Source organism: Bacillus sp. FSL K6-3312 (genome assembly GCF_038007485.1).
GTDB classification, from domain to species: domain Bacteria; phylum Bacillota; class Bacilli; order Bacillales; family Bacillaceae; genus Bacillus; species Bacillus pumilus.
In genome coordinates, this window is sequence record NZ_JBBOXI010000001.1 from 3,185,854 (window position 1) to 3,204,735 (window position 18,882).

Below are 18,882 nucleotides of genomic sequence, written 5' to 3' on the forward strand. Positions count from 1 at the left end.
TAACCTTAATAACTGCGGATCATTGAAAATTGGGTTACTTCTAATCTTCCTATGCAACTTGATCCAACCGACCATATCAATCACCTTACTTTAGAAAATTTACGTTCTCGCTGTATGCTGCTTCATCCATCAAGTAGCGGAAACCTGCCACGAACCCAGTTACAAAGGCATCTTCAATCTCAAAACTTGCCTTTGCTGCGTGTGCTGAGTCAAGATCTTGCAATAGCTTCGCAAGATCATTTGAATTAGATAAAAACCCTTCTAGCTTATCGTATAATTCGTTTACGGTATGTTGTGTTTCTAAAGACGAGTCAGACCACTCGATTTCTGTTGTAAGCGCCCCTTCAGGACCATAAAGGATTTTGGCAGCAACAAATTTTAAGACTGATACCATGCCCGCATCATACATATGAGCCTCTTTTTCATCTTGACGACCGATATGCTCTAGCTTCGCTCTCGCTTTGATTACCTTTGAAGTTGTCCCCATTAATTTCATTTTAAAAATCCCCTTTTTATCTCAAATTTGATTATTGTATTTTTTTATTAATCATGTTAGAGTCTTCCTGATACCCTTCCTTACTTGCATCATCCTATAATGATGACAAGTAAGAATTTAGGCTGATCCGATCGGATCAGTCCTTTTTATTTATTTAGCTTGATCTAACTTATATTTGTCATATCTTTGAACCGCTGCTTCAACATTAGTGTGTGAAAGGATTGTGAAAAACACGTCACTGTTTTCATCTTCTAACACCCAATCATGAACAAAGTGGCAAAACGTATTAAAATCAACTTGTTTAGGAATAGAATCAATGTGGCTTTTCACTTCTTCCGCTCTTTCTCTGCTGTGGTCAATTGACAGCAAGGACAAGAATTCGTTTTTACCCATAGGGAAAAATGACAATTCGATAAGTTTAGCAATGTCTGAAACACGTTTAGGTCTCAAGAAAATGAGGTGTGTCACTTGGTGCATCAACTCAAAGACTTTTCTCACTTTTTTCTTTTCGTAATTCTTTCTATACACTTCCTCTAATTTTTCAAGTAAAGAATTAATTCTCCATAGGCGATTTCGATAATACCTAATGACTTCATCCTGCTGATCCAATTCTCTTTGAATACGTTTAGCCCAAACCAAAGCGTTGAATTTACTGTATTTCTCCACCGGGAGAATACCATCCCATTCGAACACCTCCAGCAATTTAGTCCCCAAAAATTTAACAGCTTCTTCCTTTGGCACTCCTGTTATAACCTCTTTCAAATTGGACTGCATGATCTTTTTTACACCATGCGAATACATGCTTTCGTACTGTTTGATAGCAGCGGTTAAGAGCGGTTCAATTTCTTTTACCTCTCTGTAAACCTTCTTTAGTCTCTTATTCCATGTCGTGATAGTTGTCATTTGTTTTGCCTCCTGTTTTAACCGCCCCAAAATTGGTTTGGTTCAATTTTTAGAAAATATTTCAAATCTATCTTTTTGCTAATCTCTTTAATTGGTATAATGTTCCTATCTGTTTAGATAGGAGGTGAAACTATGAAACTGAATCATGATTGTGTTAGATTGCTAATGCTTGAATTTGAAGAAAAGCTAGGTCTCAATGATGATATCTATTTTAGCGATATCAAATCTTCTAAAATCGCAGACAAGTTTGGTCAAGATGAAACAATTTACTGTGTCACTAAACTAATTGAGACCGAATATCTTATCGGCAAAATCCAAAGAGGCGGTAATGAAATTTGGGATATTATCGTCTCGTCTATTTCATTCTCTGGACATGAATTTTTGGACAACATTAGAGACGATGGTATTTGGAAAGACACTAAGGCAAACATTTCCCAACTCGCTAGCGTGTCATTACCTACTGTGTCTCAAGTCGCAGCTGCGTTTATAAAGTCTAGAATTGGACTCTAGGTTTATTTGTTCTGTTCTTCAATGAATAGAGTCAAGTCTTTCAAAAACTTATCGAATTTATCAACACCTGAATTCCGACTAATAAATAAGAATTCAACACTTAAAGTGCTTTTTAGATTATCAGTTGGATTTTCACTGATTCTTTGCTGTTTAATTTCATAACCAGCAAGACCAATACGTCGAAAAAGTTTAGAGTCAACCTCTGTTGCCGCAGGGGTTGTTTTATTTTGTTTGTCGCTCATGCCGTTACCTCCTGTGTTTCGATATTGTTAATTGAAATTGCAGGTTCTACCGGAATATACGCCTCTTCGCCTTGTGCTTTCAATTTTGCTTTGACGTTTAGTATTTCTTCCACTGACGCTTCTCTGAACCGCAAGACGCAGGGAACGCCGTTCACATCGAATCTACTGATAGCAGCGCCACGCTCATGATGAACCAGTTCCACAACTTCAAAGATAGTGCCGTTGTTGCTTTCCGATTTATAGCATAGGACGAAACCTTTAAGTCTAATAGCGGATTGAACGTTTCGGATAAAACTCTCACGATCTGTTGGCTCGGGACAAATGTTTTCAATCAACAATTCCATTTATTTACCTTCCTTCTGTTTGTTTTGACTCCACAACTTTGAGGAGTGAGTTTTGTTTATCGGTGACGTCACGAATCGTTACGTCATCTCCAGTCGTTTCAAATGACATCAGCTCATAGATTCTTCATAATTTGACGGCGCAAAATTGGGCTGTGAGGGTGTCACAAATCGTGCTTCAAAAGTCGGAAAATGCGACCTTTGAGGGTGTCGGTTGAAACTACGCCCTATGTTCAACATAGTCCGTCATCTGCGGTAAATGAATACCCTCATTTGAAATGAGAGTACCAATTTGGTACTCGAATCGGGCTAAGAATGCACAAAGCTCAATTTTGAGCAATGCGATTATATCAACGGTCTCCAAGTGCCAATCCATGAAATAGCTTCCTCAAAGTCTAGCTTTCTTAAATCCTTGTATGTCGGCACTGCGAATGCGTCCCTAAAATTGCGGTGGATGCTTGAGAACATACGACGTTTGCCTTCTGAATCTTCTTCATATCGTTCTACAAGCTCATACACACGTTTGTTGATTCGCTTTTGAATGACCGTTTGTTGATAAGCATTGATGCCTAGATTGTTTTCTAGCTTGCCGATCCGTTGATCTGCTTCGTTCTGTTTTTGCTCAAGACGAATCATCTGTTGAAGCTGTGGGCTAAGATTAGAAAAGTTCTGTAGGTTCTGCTCCATCTGATTGAATTGGGTCACATATGCAGCGGTGAACAATACGCCCTTCTCGCCTGTCATTTTGTTGGCGACCATATCACAGCCTTTTCGTGTTAGAAAAAAATGTTTAGCTGACTTATTCTGTTTAGTTTTATATGTGCTCTCAATGAAGAAATCGGTAAGCCCAAAATTGGACTCTCCTAAAATTCCCATGTAACCTTCAATGTCTCTAAGAAGATGCTTATGTTCTTTTCCAGTCATTTCAGCCACTTCTCGACTGTCTACTAAAAGCTGTCCATTCTGCTCAATTACTTGTAAATTGCTATTCATGTTGTTCCTCCTGTATTGACTCGGAAAAATATCCGAGTGAGAATTTTTAAATTAGGTGTGCTGAAAATTCAGCGCACTGAACACTGTCCTTCTGATAGAATATTTTTGAAGGGAGGTGTACAAAATATGATAGTTATTAACTTTTTAGATGGCGATAAAATTGAAATACATCAAGACACTTTACTAGTTGGAATTAATAATTCACCGAGAACAGACAAACCTAATGAAAATATTTTTTATCTCCAAAAAGAATATATAGGTAATTTGCAAGGTGATTTCGAAAAAGAAGGTTCAGCTTTATCAACGTCTGATGAAAGGTTAGGAATTGGCGGATTCCTACTTTCTCATGACATGTTCTCAATTGGTGATGGCTCAGATAAAACCATGTACTTCACATCAGCTATTAAATCTATATCGGTAATATAAAAACTAATGGTGGCTTACTTGAGAGGTAAGCTACCTTTTTCAAGCGCAAAACGTATCTCGACTCTATTGATTATTTCTAAAAGAATTTTATCTCCGTGATAGGTTGCCTCTTGTCGTAATACATTTAATTCTCTTTCAACATCGTTGTATGTCTCTGAAACGCTTCTGATCAACTCGATTAATTTATCTTCATGATCAGCAATTAATTTCTTTATATTACTTTTAAACGCTTCATAATCATTCATCCTGTAGATGTCCCTGTGTAATCCAGATATCTTTTCATTCATTTTTTAAAACCTCCTGTTTTTCAAATTATTTGTCATTCTCCACTTTCGGGGAACAATCGAAAAGTTATCCCCTGGATTGTTCTTTCAACCAAGTTATTAAAAACTGTTCGCACTCTTTTGCAGGAAAAAGCCATTTTGTGCCGACTCGATATTTTGGAAACCTCGAATCATAAAAAAATGTTTCTTTTATGAAGTTGAGACTCATGTTTGTTTGCTTACACAATTCTTTTGTGTCCCAAAATGTAACCCTGTGTTCAATCGCTTCAAGTCTTTTTGAAAGTTCTTTTGAAACCTGTTCTTCTAAGAGGTTTTGATCAATTTCAAAAGTGATCATTAATCCCACTCACCTCTCTCGGATACGCCTAATATTTTACAAATATGTTTGGCGTGCTCCTGTGCTTTCCTTCCCTTTTTTTTACCGTTGATGATGTCACTGATATAGGGGGCGGACACACCTAGCATTTCTGCTAACTGCTTTTGCGTTATACCTCGCATATACATTTCTGACTTAACTTTTGCTGCTGTAAGAAATGACATTTCAAACCTTTGCCTCCTTCCAAAAAATATAAAAAGGCTAATTAATTAGCTAAATCATATTGACCCGAAATGACTTTTTTGCTATTATGAATCCATAGCGAAATAAGACTTATAAAAGCCTATAAACATACATTTCATTGCTCCCCAGCTCCGAATATGTTTTTATTGGGCACATTTTTTTGTTGTCTTTTTTGCTAATTAATTAGCTTATGAACACAGTATAATGACTTTAAAGTCGCATGTCAACACAAAAATAACTTTTAAGTCATTTTGTATTCGTTAAGCCTTGAGGAAGGTTGATCCAAATGAGTTTGGTGAGAAGAATAAAAGGACTATGTGATGAAAAGAAAGTGACTTTCGCCGAAGTTGAGAGGCAGATTGGAATTTCAAACGGACAAATTAGAAGATGGGATAATGTTTCACCTAAAAGTGAGACATTACAAAAAGTTGCGGATTATTTTGACGTGTCAACGGATTACCTTTTAGGACGCACCGAAGTTAAAAGAAGTTTTGAATTAACAGAAAAAGATGAAAAGGACATACAAAAGGAATTGCAAAACATTATTAGTGGACTTGAAGGAAATAGTTATGCTGCTTTTGACGGTCAAACACTAGATGATATGGAAGAAGAAGATAAAGAACTATTAATCGCTAGTCTCGAGAACACTTTGAGAATAGCAAAGAAAATAGCAAAACAAAAATACACTCCTAAAAAATATAGATAAGGGATGATATTTTAAATCATGGGCGATATTACTGAAACTGTTTCAAAATTAAAAAGTAGATTTAAATCAACTGATCCTTTTTTCATTGCCAATAAACTTGGAATCATTACAATTCATGAAGACTTAGGGAATACCCTGGGATATTACAGCAAACATTTTCGTACTAAATTCATTCACATAAATGAAAAGGTAAGTGAAAAATCTAGTTTTTTTGTTTGCGCTCATGAACTAGGACATGCATTGCTTCATAGCGACTCTAATACTCCATTCTTGAAAAGAAACACTTTCTTTTCCACTGAAAAAATTGAACTGGAAGCAAACTTTTTCGCAATGCATTTGTTGTTTTCTTCCGTTCAAAGGGGCATTACTTATTGTGAATTTAAGGATTATGGGATTCCAAAAGAACTTGTACAAAATTACCATAGTATTTTTTTAAACAAAAAACCGAACAAACGTTCTTGAATTGATCTGAAAATAAAAGCAGGGAGTGAACTATCTTGGCTAGTTTCAGACAACATGAAAACGGTACTTGGGAATATAGAATTAGATATAAAGATAAAAGAACGGAAAAGTATAAAGAGAAATCAAAAAGGGGATTTAGAACAAAAAAAGAGGCTAGGATCGCTGCGGAACAAACGGCGCACGATCTTGAATATGTTGGTTTTGATTCAACAAACGAAACAGTCGGGGGATACTTTCCCGTTTGGTTAGAAGTATATAAAAAGCCATCCGTAAAAAAAACAACCTACTCTTTACAAGAAAGAACTATTAGAATCAATATTCTACCTAGATGGGAACATTATCGTTTAAGAGATATTGAACGGAATGAATATCAAAAATGGTTAAATGAATTGATTGAAAAATATAGCGAAGGAACTATTAGAAGAATTCACAGTATAATGAATTCAGCTTTAAATGAAGCTGTACATGATTTTAGAATCCTTCGAGAAAACCCGTTGCAAAACATAAAAATACCTAAAAAGAAGGAGCAGAAAAAAGCATTAAAATACTTCACTCTTTCACAAACTGAAAGATTTCTAAATCAAGTAAAAACACCTGTTAAGAATACAAAATATGCACATTCAATTCAGTATTACGTCCTTTTCACTTTAATAGCAAGAACAGGTTTACGGATTGGAGAAGCTCTTTCATTAACATGGGATGATATAAATTTAAAAAACGGAGAGTTAACAGTCGATAAAACTCTAGTATATCCCTTGAACACTCAACCTTACATTTCAACACCTAAAACACAATCTAGTTACAGAACAATAAAACTGGATGATCAAACAGTAACATTGTTAAAAAAACACAGAGTAAACAGAAATGAAGTTGTTTTAATGTACACTAATTACGTTCAACCCGATGATAACACTATATTCTTTCAGCATGAGGGTAAATGGTTAAAAACAAATGTTGTGAGGGAGTATTTCAAAGAAGTCTGTAAAAGAGCTAATCTTCCCGTTCTGTCTCCACATGCCTTGAGACATAGCCACGCTGTACACCTTTTAGAAGCAGGCGTAAATATTAAATATGTATCGGAACGGTTAGGACATTCTAGCATAAAAACAACCGCAGATACGTACCTCCATGTCACCAAAAAAATTGAAGACCAGGCAATGGAAATGTATCTGCGGTATGTTCATTAATTAAATTTTGTGGGTGTTTTGTGGGTGCTTAATATAAATACAATGCCTAAACACCTTTAATCCCCGGTATATCAACGGTTAACCTATACTACCTTCCATCTCAAACTTAATCAAGCGGTTCATTTCAACGGCATATTCCATTGGTAGTTCTTTTGTGAATGGCTCGATGAAGCCCATGACGATCATTTCTGTTGCTTCTTCTTCAGAAATTCCGCGGCTCATCAAGTAGAATAGCTGCTCTTCTGATACTTTTGAAACCTTGGCTTCGTGCTCTAATGAAATGTTGTCGTTTAAGATTTCATTGTAAGGAATCGTATCAGATGTTGATTTGTTATCCATGATGAGTGTGTCACACTCGATGTTTGAGCGTGCGCCCTCTGCTTTACGTCCGAAGTGAACGATTCCGCGGTATGTGACTTTACCGCCTTGTTTGGAAATCGATTTCGATACGATCGTTGAAGATGTGTTTGGTGCAAGGTGAATCATTTTCGCACCTGCATCTTGGTGCTGACCTTTACCTGCTAGGGCAATACTTAATGTCATACCACGAGCGCCTTCACCTTTTAGGATGACCGCTGGATATTTCATTGTCAGCTTAGAACCGATGTTTCCATCAATCCATTCCATTGTCGCATTCTCTTCACATACTGTACGTTTTGTGACAAGGTTGAAGACGTTGTTTGCCCAGTTTTGAATCGTTGTATAACGGCAGTAGCCGCCTTTTTTCACGACGATTTCAACAACCGCACTGTGAAGTGAGTTTGTTGTGTAAACTGGTGCTGTACAGCCTTCTACGTAATGCACATGTGCGCCTTCATCAACGATGATGAGTGTACGCTCGAACTGACCCATGTTTTCAGAGTTGATACGGAAGTATGCTTGAAGTGGTGTATCTACTTTGACGCCCTTTGGTACGTAGATAAATGAACCACCAGACCATACAGCCGAGTTAAGCGCAGCAAATTTGTTGTCAGTCGGAGGAATGACTTTTGCCCAGTGCTCACGGAAGATGTCTTCGTTCTCTTTTAATGCGCTGTCTGTATCTTTAAACACAATGCCTAGATCTTCAAGGTCTTGCTTCATGTTGTGATACACAACTTCAGATTCATACTGAGCAGATACACCTGCTAAGTACTTTTGCTCTGCTTCTGGGATCCCAAGCTTATCAAAGGTTTCTTTGATTTCTTCTGGTACTTCATCCCAAGAACGCTCAGAGCGCTCTGATGGCTTTACGTAGTACGTAATTTCATCAAAGTTTAATGCATTTAAATCTCCGCCCCATTGTGGCATCGGCATGTTGTAAAAGAGCTCAAGAGATTTCAAACGGAAGTCGAGCATCCACTGAGGCTCTTCTTTCATACGAGAAATTTCTTCAACGATCTCTTTTGTCAGTCCGCGCTCTGAACGGAAAATGGAAACGTCTTTATCAGAAAAGCCGTATTTATATTCACCAACATCTGGCATTTTTTTAGCCATCCATTTTCACTCCAATCTTATGATTTGCCGTTATCTTCGGCAGATGCGCCTTTTTCAAGCGCCTTCCAGGATAATGTTGCACATTTGATGCGGGCAGGGAATTTTGCCACTCCCTGCAGCGCCTCAATGTCACCAAGATCAATGGAATCGTCGTATTCTTTTCCTAGCATCATATCGGAGAAAATCTGAGACATTTTCAAAGCTGTTTCAATATCTTTCCCTTTAATCGCCTGCGTCATCATAGAGGCAGATGCCATTGAAATCGAGCATCCTTCTCCTTCAAATTTCGCATCCATGACCTTTTCGTCTTCGATTTTCATCGTGAGACGAATGCGGTCACCACACGTTGGGTTGTTCATATCGACGACAATGCTGTCGTTTAACACACCTTTGTTTCTCGGATTTTTATAATGATCCATAATCACTTGTCTGTACAGTGTGTCTAAGTTTACATTAAAAGACATTCGTAAAATACTCCTTTGTCTTACGGAGCGCTGCGATGAGCTCGTCAATCTCTTCTTCTGTATTGTACAGATAGAAGCTTGCTCTTGCAGTTGCTGATACACCAAGCCATTTCATGAGCGGCTGTGCACAGTGGTGTCCAGCACGAATGGCGACACCTTCCGTATCCAGAACAGTTGACGCATCATGTGGATGGACGTCGTCTAAGTTAAACGTCACAAGTCCAGCTCGGTGCTGCGGTCCATAAACAGTCGCACCTTCAAGCTCCTTAAAGCGCTCAAGCGCATAAGTGGCAAGCTGATGCTCGTAACGGCTGACTTCTTCCATACCAATGTCATTTAAGAAATCAATCGCTTTTCCTAGTCCAACTGCTCCGGCAATAATCGGTGTTCCCGCTTCAAATTTCCACGGCAGCTCTTTCCAAGTAGAATCATACAGATCCACAAAGTCGATCATTTCACCACCAAACTCAGCAGGCTCCATATTATTCAAAAGGTCCTTCTTCCCGTAAAGTACACCGATGCCAGTCGGTCCACACATTTTATGCCCAGAGAATGCGAAAAAGTCACAATCTAGATCTTGAACATCAATTTGCATGTGCGGCGTGCTTTGCGCACCATCGACGACAATAATGGCACCATGATCGTGTGCAATTTTAGCGATTTCTTTAATCGGGTTGATGGTTCCTAGTACGTTTGAGACATGTGTGACAGCGACGATTTTCGTTTGATGTGTGATCGTTTGCTTCACATCTTCAAGCGATAGCGTGCCGTCTTCCTGTAACGGAATATATTTCAATGTGGCGCCAGTTGCTTTTGCCGCTTGCTGCCAAGGGATGATATTCGCATGATGCTCCATGTGCGTAATGACAATCTCATCGCCTTCTTTGAGGTTTGCTCTGGCATAGCTGACCGCCACTGTATTCAGTGCGGTTGTTGTACCTCTAGTAAAAATAATCTCCTGGACAGATGAAGCACGGATGAATGCACGAACTTTCTCTCTGGCACCCTCGTATGCGTCCGTTGCTTTTGTTCCAAGGGTATGAACACCCCGGTGGACGTTCGAGTTGTAAGACCGGTAATACTCATTCATTGCATCAATGACCACTCTTGGTTTTTGAGAAGTCGCCGCACTGTCCAAATACACCAAATCATGTCCGTTCACTTGCTGATGAAGGATTGGAAACTGCTCACGAACGTCTTTGATATTCATTATTTTACTTTCCTTTCAATCACAGAAACGAGCTGCTTTTTAACTCCTTCAATCGGCAGTTCTTTGACGACTGGATTTAAGAAGCCATAAATCACAAGTCTTTCTGCATCTTCTTTGGAAATCCCGCGGCTCATGAGGTAATACAGTTGAATTGGATCGACACGTCCAACAGAAGCAGCATGCCCTGCTGTTACATCATCTTCATCAATTAATAGAATCGGGTTTGCGTCACCGCGTGCTTTCTCACTCAGCATGAGAACACGTGATTCCTGCTCGGCATTTGACTTCGTTGCGCCATGCTCGATTTTACCAATTCCGTTAAAGATAGAGGATGCTTGATCCTTCATCACACCATGCTTCAAGATATACCCTTCAGAGTTTTTACCGAAGTGGATGATGCTTGTTGTAAAGTTTTCCGTTTGATTCCCGCGGCCGACAACAACTGATTTTGTATCACCGAATGTCCCGTCGCCCATAAGCTTTGTGATGTTTTCAGACACGACGTCTCCATCATTCATCAAGCCAAGCGCCCATTCGATTTTACTGTCACGGCCATTTGCCATACCGCGTCTGTTCACATAGACTGTGACACCTTCTGAAAGGTTATCTACTGCACCGTAAGTGACGCGGGCATTAGCTCCCGTGAACACTTCGGACACGATATTGAAGATTGCTTCTTCAGGTTTTGCTGTACTGATGTAGTTTTCTACATATGTGACTGCACTATGATCGTCTGCTACGACGATGACATGGTTGAACAAAGTCGTGTCGTCATTTTCATGCAGGTAGATGGCTTGAATTGGGGCTTCAAGTTCTACATTTTTTGGTACATAAAGGAAAGCTCCGCCATTCACTAAAGCAGCATGTAAAGCGGTTAGTTTATGCTCATCTACTTTCACTGCATCAGTCATGAAGTATTTCTGCACTAGATCTCCATGTTCGCGGATCGCTGTATGAAGATCAGTGAAGATCACGCCTTTGTCTTTCGCTTCCGTTGAAAGGGACAAGTATGCTGGCGTTTGATCACGCTGAATGTAGACTGTCTTATCCGCGTCCTCTAAATCAATGAGAGATTTCACTTCTTCAGGAAGCTCTTCTAATGATCCAAATGGCGCACTTTCGACTGTATGCTGTTTGAAATTGGTTAAATTCCATTTAGAAATATTCGTTTTGTCAGGCTTTGGCATTGGAAGGTCTTCTGCTTTTTCAAGAGCCTGTAAGCGAAGGGAACTCATCCATGCCGGTTCCTGATGCTTCTCGGAGAAGCTTTTGACATAATCTTGATCTACTGATAATTTCGTTTCTAATGTCATCAATAATCCTCCTAACGCTTACGCTTCTTGACCAACAGTTTCGTCTTCAATTCCTAACTCTTTTTTAATCCAGTCATAGCCTTCTGCTTCTAGACGTTGTGCAAGCTCTGGTCCGCCAGATTTCACGATACGTCCTTGCATCATGACATGAACGTGATCTGGTGTGATGTAGTTCAGTAGACGCTGATAGTGAGTGATCATTAAGCAGCCGAAGCTTTCGCCGCGCAATCTGTTAATCCCTTTAGAAACCACTTTCAACGCATCGATATCAAGACCAGAATCGATTTCGTCAAGGATCGCAATTTTTGGTTCAATCATCATTAATTGAAGAATTTCGTTGCGTTTTTTCTCCCCGCCTGAGAAACCTTCGTTTAGGTAGCGCTGCGCCATGTCTGGGTCCATTTCAAGGAACTCCATGTTTTCGTCCATTTTGCGGATGAATTTCATTAGAGAGATTTCATCGCCTTCTTCTCTGCGAGCGTTAATAGCAGAACGAAGGAAGTCCGCATTTGTCACACCACTAATTTCAGATGGGTATTGCATCGCAAGGAAAAGACCTGCTTGAGCGCGCTCATCTACTTCCATTTCAAGTACATCTTCGCCATCAAGCAAAATGCTGCCTTTTGTTACTTCATATTTAGGATGACCCATAATGGCAGCAGATAAAGTTGATTTACCTGTACCGTTTGGTCCCATTACTGCGTGGAATTCTCCACCTTTTATCTCGAGGTTTACACCCTTTAAGATTTCTTTCCCTTCAATCTCAACGTGCAAGTCCTTAATTGTTAATGTCGAAGCAGTCATATATCGATACCTCCAAAATAATCATTATTCTCAATTTATTCTCATTCTAATTTTATAACAAATTAAAACTGAATACAACACATTCACGATATACGTGAGAGGATGCTCTCAAAATTCTAACAAAAAATGCAGGTGGATAAAAGGATTTATGTCGAAAAGACTGTTTCCATAAAGAAAGGACGGGAAACTGTTCTCCCCGCCCCTTAGCTATCAATAGCCTCGTATATTCATTTTTGCGAGCTGCCTTTTCTCATCTCGATAGGACTGCTCTCGTTTATATTCCACTTTCATCCGTAAGTCATGGTCTCTTTCGTACTCTGCATAGCTCATGCCATGAGCCTTATGCATGGCCTTTTCCATCTCGGCGGTATAATCCAATCCCAGTGTACTATGGTCCGAACAAATAATAAACCATTCCCTTCTTTGAGTGTAGCTTTATTGTATCAAAGGCATGCGGCTTCACTCAAAAGGGATATGACGCGCTATGCTGGCATATTTTCTCACACAATCGGCTGAGAACGACTCAACTCCCTGAGATGGAAAAATGCCATCTTATCCTTCCCTTAATGCGTCTGTCCTCCAAATTCGTCAATACATTGCTGAACAACTGTGATGCCTTGACTTAGTGCAGCACCGCCGCCGAACGCTGCTGCCACACTGACGACCTCTAGCAAATTCTCTTCTGTCGCGCCTTGGTCGAGCGCTCCCTTTGTATGATAAATCATGCAGTATTCATCCTGTGCATGAATACTGATGCCAAGGGCAATCATTTGTTTTTCCTTTTGCGTTAATGAATCGCTCTGAAAGCACTGCTCCGTGAATTCATTGAATTTCTTCCCAAACACCGGCATTTTCTTCTGAAATTCACCCATTGCCGTTTTATAATCAGTCAGTGATTGCTGCATGGATCCGCTCATATGCTGTTCATTCATCTTCATTCCATCCCTTCAGGTCATTTGTACATTTTTATTATGAGCGAGATTTGAAAAAATACACAAAAAACCTCGCTTTGATGAAAGCGAGGTTTTTTAGCGTATCAGCTAGATACATTATTCAGATACAGGCAGAACTGCACCGTCATATTTTTTGTCGATGAATTCTTTGATTTTATCAGAGTGAAGAACTTCCATTAACGTCTTGATCTTATCTGATTTTTCTTCACCTTTGCGAACAGCCACGATGTTTGCATATGGGTTGTTCTTTGTTTGCTCAAGTTCAATTGAATCTTTTTTCGGATTCAATTTATTTTGAATCGCATAGTTGACGTTAATAAACACAGCATCACCTTCACTGTTTTCATAAGCTTTCGCTGTTAGTTCAGGAGCGATTTTTTTGAACTTTAGATTCTTTGGGTTTTCTTTGATGTTCTTTACCGTTGCATTGATTGTATCAACCTTCGGATCAAGCTTGATGACACCTGCATTTTGAAGCAGGGTAAGCATACGTCCTTGTTCAGCTACGTTGTTTGTCATGATAATCGTGCCGCCGTTTGGAATATCTTTTACTGATTTGTACTTCTTAGAGTAGATACCGAAAGGCTCAAGGTGAACCGCACCGGCACTAACTAGGTTGTAATCTTTGTTTGATTTATTTTCTTCGTTTAAGTAAGGGATATGTTGGAAAAAGTTTGCATCCACTTCTTTTTCAGCTAACGCTTTGTTGTACATTTTATAATCACTAAGTACTTTCACTTTTAGATCGTAGCCTTTTTCTTTTAGAAGTGGTTTTGCTTCTTCAAGAATTTCGGCATGTGGTGTTTTTGAAGCGGCAACCGTAATGGTTTTGCTATCACTTGCGTTATTAGATGAACCGCATGCAGCTAAGATGCCTGCAAATGCTAGAAATAGTGCACTTAAAATCAATTTCTTCATGAATAAATCCTCCCTTAACGTTTATCAATTTTATTTGTAATCAAATCACCGATTATTTGAATAATAAAGACGATGATGAGAATAAACACAGTGGCTACAAGTGTGACATCTGTATTACCAGATTGGTATCCTTCCACATAAGCAAGGTCACCAAGTCCGCCTGCTCCAATTGCACCTGCAATCGCAGTTGAGCCAATTAAAGCAATCGCTGTTACGGTAATACCTGAAATGAGGGCTGGCAATGATTCTGGTAGCAATACTTTGAAAATGATGGTCGACGTTTTCGCTCCCATTGACCGTGCTGCTTCAATGACTCCTTTGTCTACCTCACGCAGTGCAATTTCGACAAGACGTGCATAGAATGGAGCTGACCCAATGACAAGGGCAGGGAGTGCTGCATTTGGACCTAGAATTGTATGCATTAAGAATTTCGTGAACCCTAATAAAAGAATAATTAAAATGATAAAAGGAATCGACCTAAAAATGTTGACGACTGCACCGATGACAGCATTGATCGGTTTATTTTCCCAAAGACCGCCTTTTCCTGTAAGGAAAAGCAGGAGTCCAAGAATAATTCCGATAACAAATGCAAACGCCAATGAAATGAGTGTCATATAGACTGTTTCACCCGTTGCATTCCAAATGACATCTAAATCAACGTTCGGAAACCATTTCTCAAACATGTGTCATCACCTCAATTTCAACCTGTTTACTTTGGATATAGGCGATGGCTTTTTCTACCTCGGTCTCTTCTCCATTAATATGGATAAAGAGTGTTCCAAACGCGCCTTCCTGCGTTTGAGAAATCTTTCCTTGAAGGATGTTCACATCGACCTGGAAGGATCGAACGATTTCAGTGATGAGCGGCTGCTCGGCAGAATCGCCAATAAAGGACAACCGTACGACCCGACCTTCTTTTACACGCTCTAAGACGTGCTCGATTGTTTCTTTCGCTTCCTCTGGTTCAGCAAGCTGCTGTACAAATCGCTTCGTCATTTCTTCCTTCGGCTGTCTGAAGACGCGTAATACTTCGCCTTCTTCGACAATGCGTCCATTCTCCATCACCGCTACGCGATGACAAATTTTGCGAATAACGTGCATTTCGTGCGTAATCAGCACAATCGTGAGCCCTAATCGTTTATTGATATCCGCTAAAAGCTCAAGGATAGAATCCGTTGTTTGCGGATCAAGCGCTGACGTCGCTTCGTCACAAAGAAGAACCTTTGGATCATTTGCTAATGCTCTCGCAATTCCCACACGCTGCTTTTGTCCGCCGCTTAGCTGAGACGGATACGCATTTTCTTTTCCTTCTAAACCGACCAATTTAATCAGTTCATTCGCACGTTCTCTTTGTTTTGATGCCTTTACACCTGCGATCTCAAGCGGGAACATAATATTTTGTCTCACCGTTCTCGACCAAAGTAGGTTGAAGTGCTGGAAAATCATGCTGATTTCTTGTCTTGCTTTCCGAAGTTTCGCATTTGGTACTTCATTGATCCGGTTTCCTGCCACTTCAACAATTCCTGCTGTTGGCAGCTCCAGACCGTTTAATAGGCGAATAAGCGAGCTTTTTCCGGCACCGCTATACCCGATAATTCCGAATATTTCACCTTTATCGATATCCAAGTTGACGTCTTTCACGGCATCAACATTTCCGCTTTTTGAGTGGTACGTTTTTGATACATTCTGTAAATGGATCACAGTCTGTTCACCTGCTTTCTTGCTGAATCTATAGGTTGCCATCACATACGTTATTTATTCTTCCTGCTGCCATGCCTCGTGCCTGACGTGAGGTCAGTAAAAAAGACCTAACTGCAACGCAAGCAGAAAGGCCTTTTATGTTCAATACGCCTTTCTCTCATCTTTCAAAGCATTGCGGCTTTGAGTGAATTGGCACCAATTTCAGCTATGCTGACGGTTGCCGGGTTTCATAGGGCACGTCCCTCCACCTCTCTTAATAAGAGAAAATATGTTGTTTTATGTGATGTTCATGTTTTTACTAACGTAGAATATCATGCTACCCGAGATATGTCAACGCTGTAAATCGCTAATTTCCAAGTAAACGACTAAGTTATCATTTTTCGAAAAAAACCGTTCGTCAGCCAAAGTACCGCCTCTAGTCTTAGGAGCGCACGGAATGACCCTTTTACTTTCACTTGTCCCCTGCTAATTAACTGCTGTAAGGACATATCTCCATCTAATAATTGAAGTATTTCTTTTCTCTCACCATAAAAGATGAGATCCGATAACTCAATTGCAGGTAGTTTCTTCACTTCACCACGCTCATCCACAATCAATGTACAAGAGTCAGTTTCCGCCTCAAATGTAATCTTCAAGGATGATGATGAGAGCAGCGGCTTTAGCAATAATCGCTGCCCTGTGTTTCCATGGGTTTTCACTTTTTCCACATGTATAACCTCCCTGTCATTTGGTTATACATAACATTTCTCTACAAACATTCGCTTGTCCTTTATAAATAACTCGACAAATTTTCAGATGAAGTGCTTGAAATATGACAAAAAACCGCTTTATTTAGCGGTTTCAATCATTTCATGAAGATATGGAACGGAGTGAAAGGCATAGCCTTTTTGCACCAGCTCACCTTTTTTAAACAGTAGAAAGCAAGGAACACTTTCGATCTCAAAAGCCTTCGCAAAGTCTGGTGAGTAGTTTAAGTTGTTTTCGTAAAATGGTACATCCGGCTGCATGGTGTCTACGAGAGCCAGCATTTTCTTTGCCAGCTGACATGTTCCGCAAAACGGTGTATATAAGTATAAAAGAAATAAATCGTCCTTTATCTCCTTGAATTCGTGTTCTTCAATCTCTTTCATATACGTCCACCCTCATATATATTTCGAATGAACATCAATGTTTGCAGCTAATAGGATAGATGCAATGTGGGCTGACGGTGAAGCGGCCACTTCGCGGTACGTTCTGTCGACAAAAAGATGAAGTGCTTCAGGGAATTCTTTTCGAAATTGCTTCCGCAGTTTGTCGCCTGCATCGTCACTGTCTGCTAATATGTAAACGTCTTTCCCCAATAATTCGTCTACGAGCTGATCCAGCTTCGATGTACTGATCGTGCCATTGGTGCAAATGATGGTAACAGGTTCACTTATGACTTCTTTTAGCTTTTGTTTGTCTGTTTTACCTTCTACAATGATGACCTTTTCTACCTCTACATTCATCACGATCACCCGGCCCTTTTGACGTTGTTCACTTCTCCCTTAGATTACAATTTTTCATTCAGGTTGTAAAGATTAGGCGCTTGCACTAAAAAGACTGCAGCTTATGCTCACTGCAGCCTCATCTGTGATTAGCACCAGCCATTTTCATCATCACAGTCTACATATTTTTCTGTCCCGTGGGTCAATGTATCCGTCAGACGATAAAAACGATTTTGATCATAGGAATAACCTGATTTTAACTCATATTGGTTTTCACTAATCATCGTGCCAATCTCTTCATTTTGATGATACAGCACCATGCCGCTTTCTTTGAATCGTCCAGTGACATGATCTGTTATATCCACATGTTCTTTTTGAAAAGACAAATTGGACACCCCCCATAAAGGTAGAGTGTCCAATTTCACGTGAATTAGTCTTCTTTTGTCATTTCTTCATATTGCTCAGCAGTCATCAAGTTCTCAATTTCAGATGTATCAGCTGGCTCTACCACGATCATCCATGCTTTTTCGTATGGAGAGTCGTTGACGAATTCAGGGCTGTCATCCAACTCATCGTTCACTTCGACGATTGTACCGTTGATCGGTGCGTAAAGCTCAGAAACTGTTTTCACTGATTCTACACTTCCGAAAGGCTCGTCCGCTGTAATTTTGTCTCCTACTTCAGGAAGCTCAACGAACACGATATCGCCTAGCTCAGATTGAGCAAAATGCGTAATACCGATACGCACCTTATCTCCTTCTACTTTGACCCATTCATGTTCTTCTGAATAACGTAAATCTTTTGGTGTGCTCATTCAATACCCCTCCAGTCTTTTCTTTCAATCTATATTGAAGATACCACAATCTGAATGAAAGTTACATCATTTCCAGACGCTTTTAAATGTATCTTCATTAAATCCAACTGTGACTCGTTTACCGTCTGTTGTAATCGGACGCTTGATCAGCATTCCGTTAGATGCGAGTAATTCGAGCTGCTCTTCCTCTGACATTGCAGGAAGTTGATCTTTCAGCTGTAGCTCTCGGTATTTCTGTCCGCTTGTATTAAAGAACTTCTTCAGCTCTAAGCCGCTTTTTTCGTAAAGCGCTTTTAATGTTTCTTTATCAGGCGTCTCTTCGACGATATGTATACTGTTGATGTCTTTATTGTGTTCTTCCAGCCATTTTTTTGCTTTTCGGCATGTACCGCAAGATGGGTATTCATAAAAATCTAAAGCCACTATTTTCACCTCCTGCAAGTAGTGAGAACATTTTATCACAAAATATTTTAAAAACCTAAATGTATGCTTACAAAAAGGTGCGGAATGATATCCGCACCTCAGATTGTTGACAAAGGGCTAAAATGATCTTTATTTTAGCCCTTTGTCTTCTTTTCAGCGTGATAGAAAACCTTTGAAGTCTAGGAAGGACGAGCATCGGAGCGGAGCGAATTTGACATTCGTGAGCACCGG

Annotated in this window: 29 protein-coding genes and 1 riboswitch; of the genes, 5 read left to right on the forward strand and 24 right to left on the reverse strand. The window is 39.8% G+C overall.

Annotation, left to right across the window (positions count from 1 at the left end; genetic code table 11):
- Positions 1-85: 85 nt before the first annotated feature.
- Together MHI11_RS16800 and MHI11_RS16805 are read right to left on the reverse strand one after the other, a co-directional pair.
- Positions 86-496: a hypothetical protein gene (locus MHI11_RS16800; protein WP_340961693.1), complete on the reverse strand. Its 411-nt coding sequence runs from the start codon at positions 494-496 to the stop codon at positions 86-88.
- Between the two features lie 150 nt (positions 497-646).
- Positions 647-1,399: a hypothetical protein gene (locus tag MHI11_RS16805; protein WP_340961695.1), complete on the reverse strand. Its 753-nt coding sequence runs from the start codon at positions 1,397-1,399 to the stop codon at positions 647-649.
- Positions 1,400-1,531: 132 nt separating this feature from the next.
- Here MHI11_RS16805 and MHI11_RS16810 point away from each other — a divergent pair, with 132 nt between their 5' ends.
- Positions 1,532-1,909: a DUF2513 domain-containing protein gene (locus tag MHI11_RS16810; RefSeq protein ID WP_340961697.1), complete on the forward strand. Its 378-nt coding sequence runs from the start codon at positions 1,532-1,534 to the stop codon at positions 1,907-1,909.
- Between the two features lie 2 nt (positions 1,910-1,911).
- Here MHI11_RS16810 and MHI11_RS16815 read toward each other — a convergent pair whose 3' ends face one another.
- The 3 genes from MHI11_RS16815 to MHI11_RS16825 form a co-directional block, all read right to left on the reverse strand.
- On the reverse strand, positions 1,912-2,151 hold the full coding sequence (locus MHI11_RS16815; RefSeq protein ID WP_340961698.1) for a hypothetical protein: 240 nt from the start codon (positions 2,149-2,151) through the stop codon (positions 1,912-1,914).
- A complete protein-coding gene (locus MHI11_RS16820) occupies positions 2,148-2,495 on the reverse strand; it encodes a hypothetical protein (RefSeq protein WP_340961700.1) in 348 nt (115 codons plus the stop codon). Before MHI11_RS16820 ends, MHI11_RS16815 begins: the two co-directional genes overlap by 4 nt.
- A 342-nt stretch (positions 2,496-2,837) precedes the next feature.
- Positions 2,838-3,485: a Rha family transcriptional regulator gene (locus tag MHI11_RS16825; RefSeq protein WP_340961702.1), complete on the reverse strand. Its 648-nt coding sequence runs from the start codon at positions 3,483-3,485 to the stop codon at positions 2,838-2,840.
- Between the two features lie 126 nt (positions 3,486-3,611).
- Between MHI11_RS16825 and MHI11_RS16830 the strand changes: the two genes are divergently transcribed.
- A complete protein-coding gene (locus MHI11_RS16830) occupies positions 3,612-3,911 on the forward strand; it encodes a hypothetical protein (protein ID WP_340961705.1) in 300 nt (99 codons plus the stop codon).
- Between the two features lie 14 nt (positions 3,912-3,925).
- Here the strand turns inward: MHI11_RS16830 and MHI11_RS16835 are convergent, their stop codons facing one another.
- The 3 genes from MHI11_RS16835 to MHI11_RS16845 all read right to left on the reverse strand — a co-directional run bounded on the left by MHI11_RS16835 (position 3,926) and on the right by MHI11_RS16845 (position 4,735).
- Entirely contained in the window at positions 3,926-4,198 is a 273-nt protein-coding gene (locus tag MHI11_RS16835; protein WP_340961707.1) for a hypothetical protein, read from the reverse strand.
- Between the two features lie 64 nt (positions 4,199-4,262).
- Entirely contained in the window at positions 4,263-4,532 is a 270-nt protein-coding gene (locus MHI11_RS16840) for a group-specific protein (RefSeq protein WP_106035595.1), read from the reverse strand.
- The gene (locus MHI11_RS16845; protein ID WP_340961710.1) at positions 4,532-4,735 is read right to left on the reverse strand and encodes a helix-turn-helix transcriptional regulator; all 204 of its coding nucleotides are present in this window, start codon (positions 4,733-4,735) and stop codon (positions 4,532-4,534) included. Before MHI11_RS16845 ends, MHI11_RS16840 begins: the two co-directional genes overlap by 1 nt.
- A 305-nt stretch (positions 4,736-5,040) precedes the next feature.
- On the opposite strand from MHI11_RS16845, the gene MHI11_RS16850 reads away from it, so the two are divergent.
- From MHI11_RS16850 to MHI11_RS16860, 3 genes are read left to right on the forward strand one after another with little or no spacing between them, the layout of a single operon-like run.
- Complete coding sequence (locus tag MHI11_RS16850; protein ID WP_340961712.1) at positions 5,041-5,460, forward strand: helix-turn-helix domain-containing protein; 420 nt, start codon at positions 5,041-5,043, stop codon at positions 5,458-5,460.
- Between the two features lie 18 nt (positions 5,461-5,478).
- The gene (locus MHI11_RS16855; RefSeq protein WP_340961715.1) at positions 5,479-5,922 is read left to right on the forward strand and encodes an ImmA/IrrE family metallo-endopeptidase; all 444 of its coding nucleotides are present in this window, start codon (positions 5,479-5,481) and stop codon (positions 5,920-5,922) included.
- A gap of 35 nt (positions 5,923-5,957) precedes the next feature.
- Positions 5,958-7,109, forward strand: coding sequence for a site-specific integrase (locus MHI11_RS16860; RefSeq protein ID WP_340961717.1), 1,152 nt, complete (start codon positions 5,958-5,960; stop codon positions 7,107-7,109).
- Positions 7,110-7,187: 78 nt separating this feature from the next.
- Here the strand turns inward: MHI11_RS16860 and sufB are convergent, their stop codons facing one another.
- The 16 genes from sufB to MHI11_RS16940 form a co-directional block, all read right to left on the reverse strand.
- A complete protein-coding gene (gene sufB, locus MHI11_RS16865; protein ID WP_003213112.1) occupies positions 7,188-8,585 on the reverse strand; it encodes a Fe-S cluster assembly protein SufB in 1,398 nt (465 codons plus the stop codon).
- A 17-nt stretch (positions 8,586-8,602) separates the two neighbouring features.
- A complete protein-coding gene (gene sufU, locus MHI11_RS16870) occupies positions 8,603-9,049 on the reverse strand; it encodes a Fe-S cluster assembly sulfur transfer protein SufU (RefSeq protein WP_003212941.1) in 447 nt (148 codons plus the stop codon).
- Complete coding sequence (locus tag MHI11_RS16875; RefSeq protein ID WP_340961719.1) at positions 9,039-10,259, reverse strand: cysteine desulfurase; 1,221 nt, start codon at positions 10,257-10,259, stop codon at positions 9,039-9,041. Before MHI11_RS16875 ends, sufU begins: the two co-directional genes overlap by 11 nt.
- Positions 10,259-11,572 (reverse strand): Fe-S cluster assembly protein SufD, encoded by a 1,314-nt coding sequence (gene sufD, locus MHI11_RS16880; RefSeq protein WP_044140877.1) that lies wholly within the window; start codon positions 11,570-11,572, stop codon positions 10,259-10,261. Before sufD ends, MHI11_RS16875 begins: the two co-directional genes overlap by 1 nt.
- Before the next feature lie 18 nt (positions 11,573-11,590).
- On the reverse strand, positions 11,591-12,376 hold the full coding sequence (gene sufC, locus MHI11_RS16885; RefSeq protein ID WP_044140878.1) for a Fe-S cluster assembly ATPase SufC: 786 nt from the start codon (positions 12,374-12,376) through the stop codon (positions 11,591-11,593).
- Between the two features lie 210 nt (positions 12,377-12,586).
- Positions 12,587-12,724 carry a hypothetical protein gene (locus MHI11_RS16890; protein ID WP_162839378.1) on the reverse strand — a complete coding sequence of 46 codons (138 nt, stop codon included), beginning with the start codon at positions 12,722-12,724 and terminating at the stop codon, positions 12,587-12,589.
- A 215-nt stretch (positions 12,725-12,939) separates the two neighbouring features.
- Positions 12,940-13,308, reverse strand: a complete 369-nt coding sequence (locus MHI11_RS16895; RefSeq protein ID WP_003212803.1) for a carboxymuconolactone decarboxylase family protein — start codon at positions 13,306-13,308, stop codon at positions 12,940-12,942.
- A gap of 117 nt (positions 13,309-13,425) precedes the next feature.
- On the reverse strand, positions 13,426-14,247 hold the full coding sequence (metQ, locus tag MHI11_RS16900) for a methionine ABC transporter substrate-binding lipoprotein MetQ (RefSeq protein WP_044140879.1): 822 nt from the start codon (positions 14,245-14,247) through the stop codon (positions 13,426-13,428).
- A gap of 14 nt (positions 14,248-14,261) precedes the next feature.
- On the reverse strand, positions 14,262-14,930 hold the full coding sequence (locus MHI11_RS16905; protein ID WP_044140880.1) for a methionine ABC transporter permease: 669 nt from the start codon (positions 14,928-14,930) through the stop codon (positions 14,262-14,264).
- Positions 14,923-15,948: a methionine ABC transporter ATP-binding protein gene (locus MHI11_RS16910; RefSeq protein ID WP_340961721.1), complete on the reverse strand. Its 1,026-nt coding sequence runs from the start codon at positions 15,946-15,948 to the stop codon at positions 14,923-14,925. Before MHI11_RS16910 ends, MHI11_RS16905 begins: the two co-directional genes overlap by 8 nt.
- A gap of 154 nt (positions 15,949-16,102) precedes the next feature.
- Positions 16,103-16,211: riboswitch (SAM riboswitch) on the reverse strand.
- A 102-nt stretch (positions 16,212-16,313) separates the two neighbouring features.
- A complete protein-coding gene (locus MHI11_RS16915) occupies positions 16,314-16,655 on the reverse strand; it encodes an SCP2 sterol-binding domain-containing protein (protein WP_003212918.1) in 342 nt (113 codons plus the stop codon).
- 120 nt (positions 16,656-16,775) lie between these two features.
- Positions 16,776-17,078 carry a thioredoxin family protein gene (locus MHI11_RS16920; protein WP_340961723.1) on the reverse strand — a complete coding sequence of 101 codons (303 nt, stop codon included), beginning with the start codon at positions 17,076-17,078 and terminating at the stop codon, positions 16,776-16,778.
- Positions 17,079-17,090: 12 nt separating this feature from the next.
- Positions 17,091-17,435: a toprim domain-containing protein gene (locus MHI11_RS16925; RefSeq protein WP_044140882.1), complete on the reverse strand. Its 345-nt coding sequence runs from the start codon at positions 17,433-17,435 to the stop codon at positions 17,091-17,093.
- A 128-nt stretch (positions 17,436-17,563) separates the two neighbouring features.
- The gene (locus tag MHI11_RS16930) at positions 17,564-17,800 is read right to left on the reverse strand and encodes a YusG family protein (protein ID WP_044140883.1); all 237 of its coding nucleotides are present in this window, start codon (positions 17,798-17,800) and stop codon (positions 17,564-17,566) included.
- 44 nt (positions 17,801-17,844) lie between these two features.
- Complete coding sequence (gcvH, locus tag MHI11_RS16935; RefSeq protein ID WP_003213614.1) at positions 17,845-18,228, reverse strand: glycine cleavage system protein GcvH; 384 nt, start codon at positions 18,226-18,228, stop codon at positions 17,845-17,847.
- A 66-nt stretch (positions 18,229-18,294) separates the two neighbouring features.
- Positions 18,295-18,651, reverse strand: a complete 357-nt coding sequence (locus MHI11_RS16940; RefSeq protein WP_044140884.1) for an arsenate reductase family protein — start codon at positions 18,649-18,651, stop codon at positions 18,295-18,297.
- Positions 18,652-18,882 lie beyond the last annotated feature (231 nt).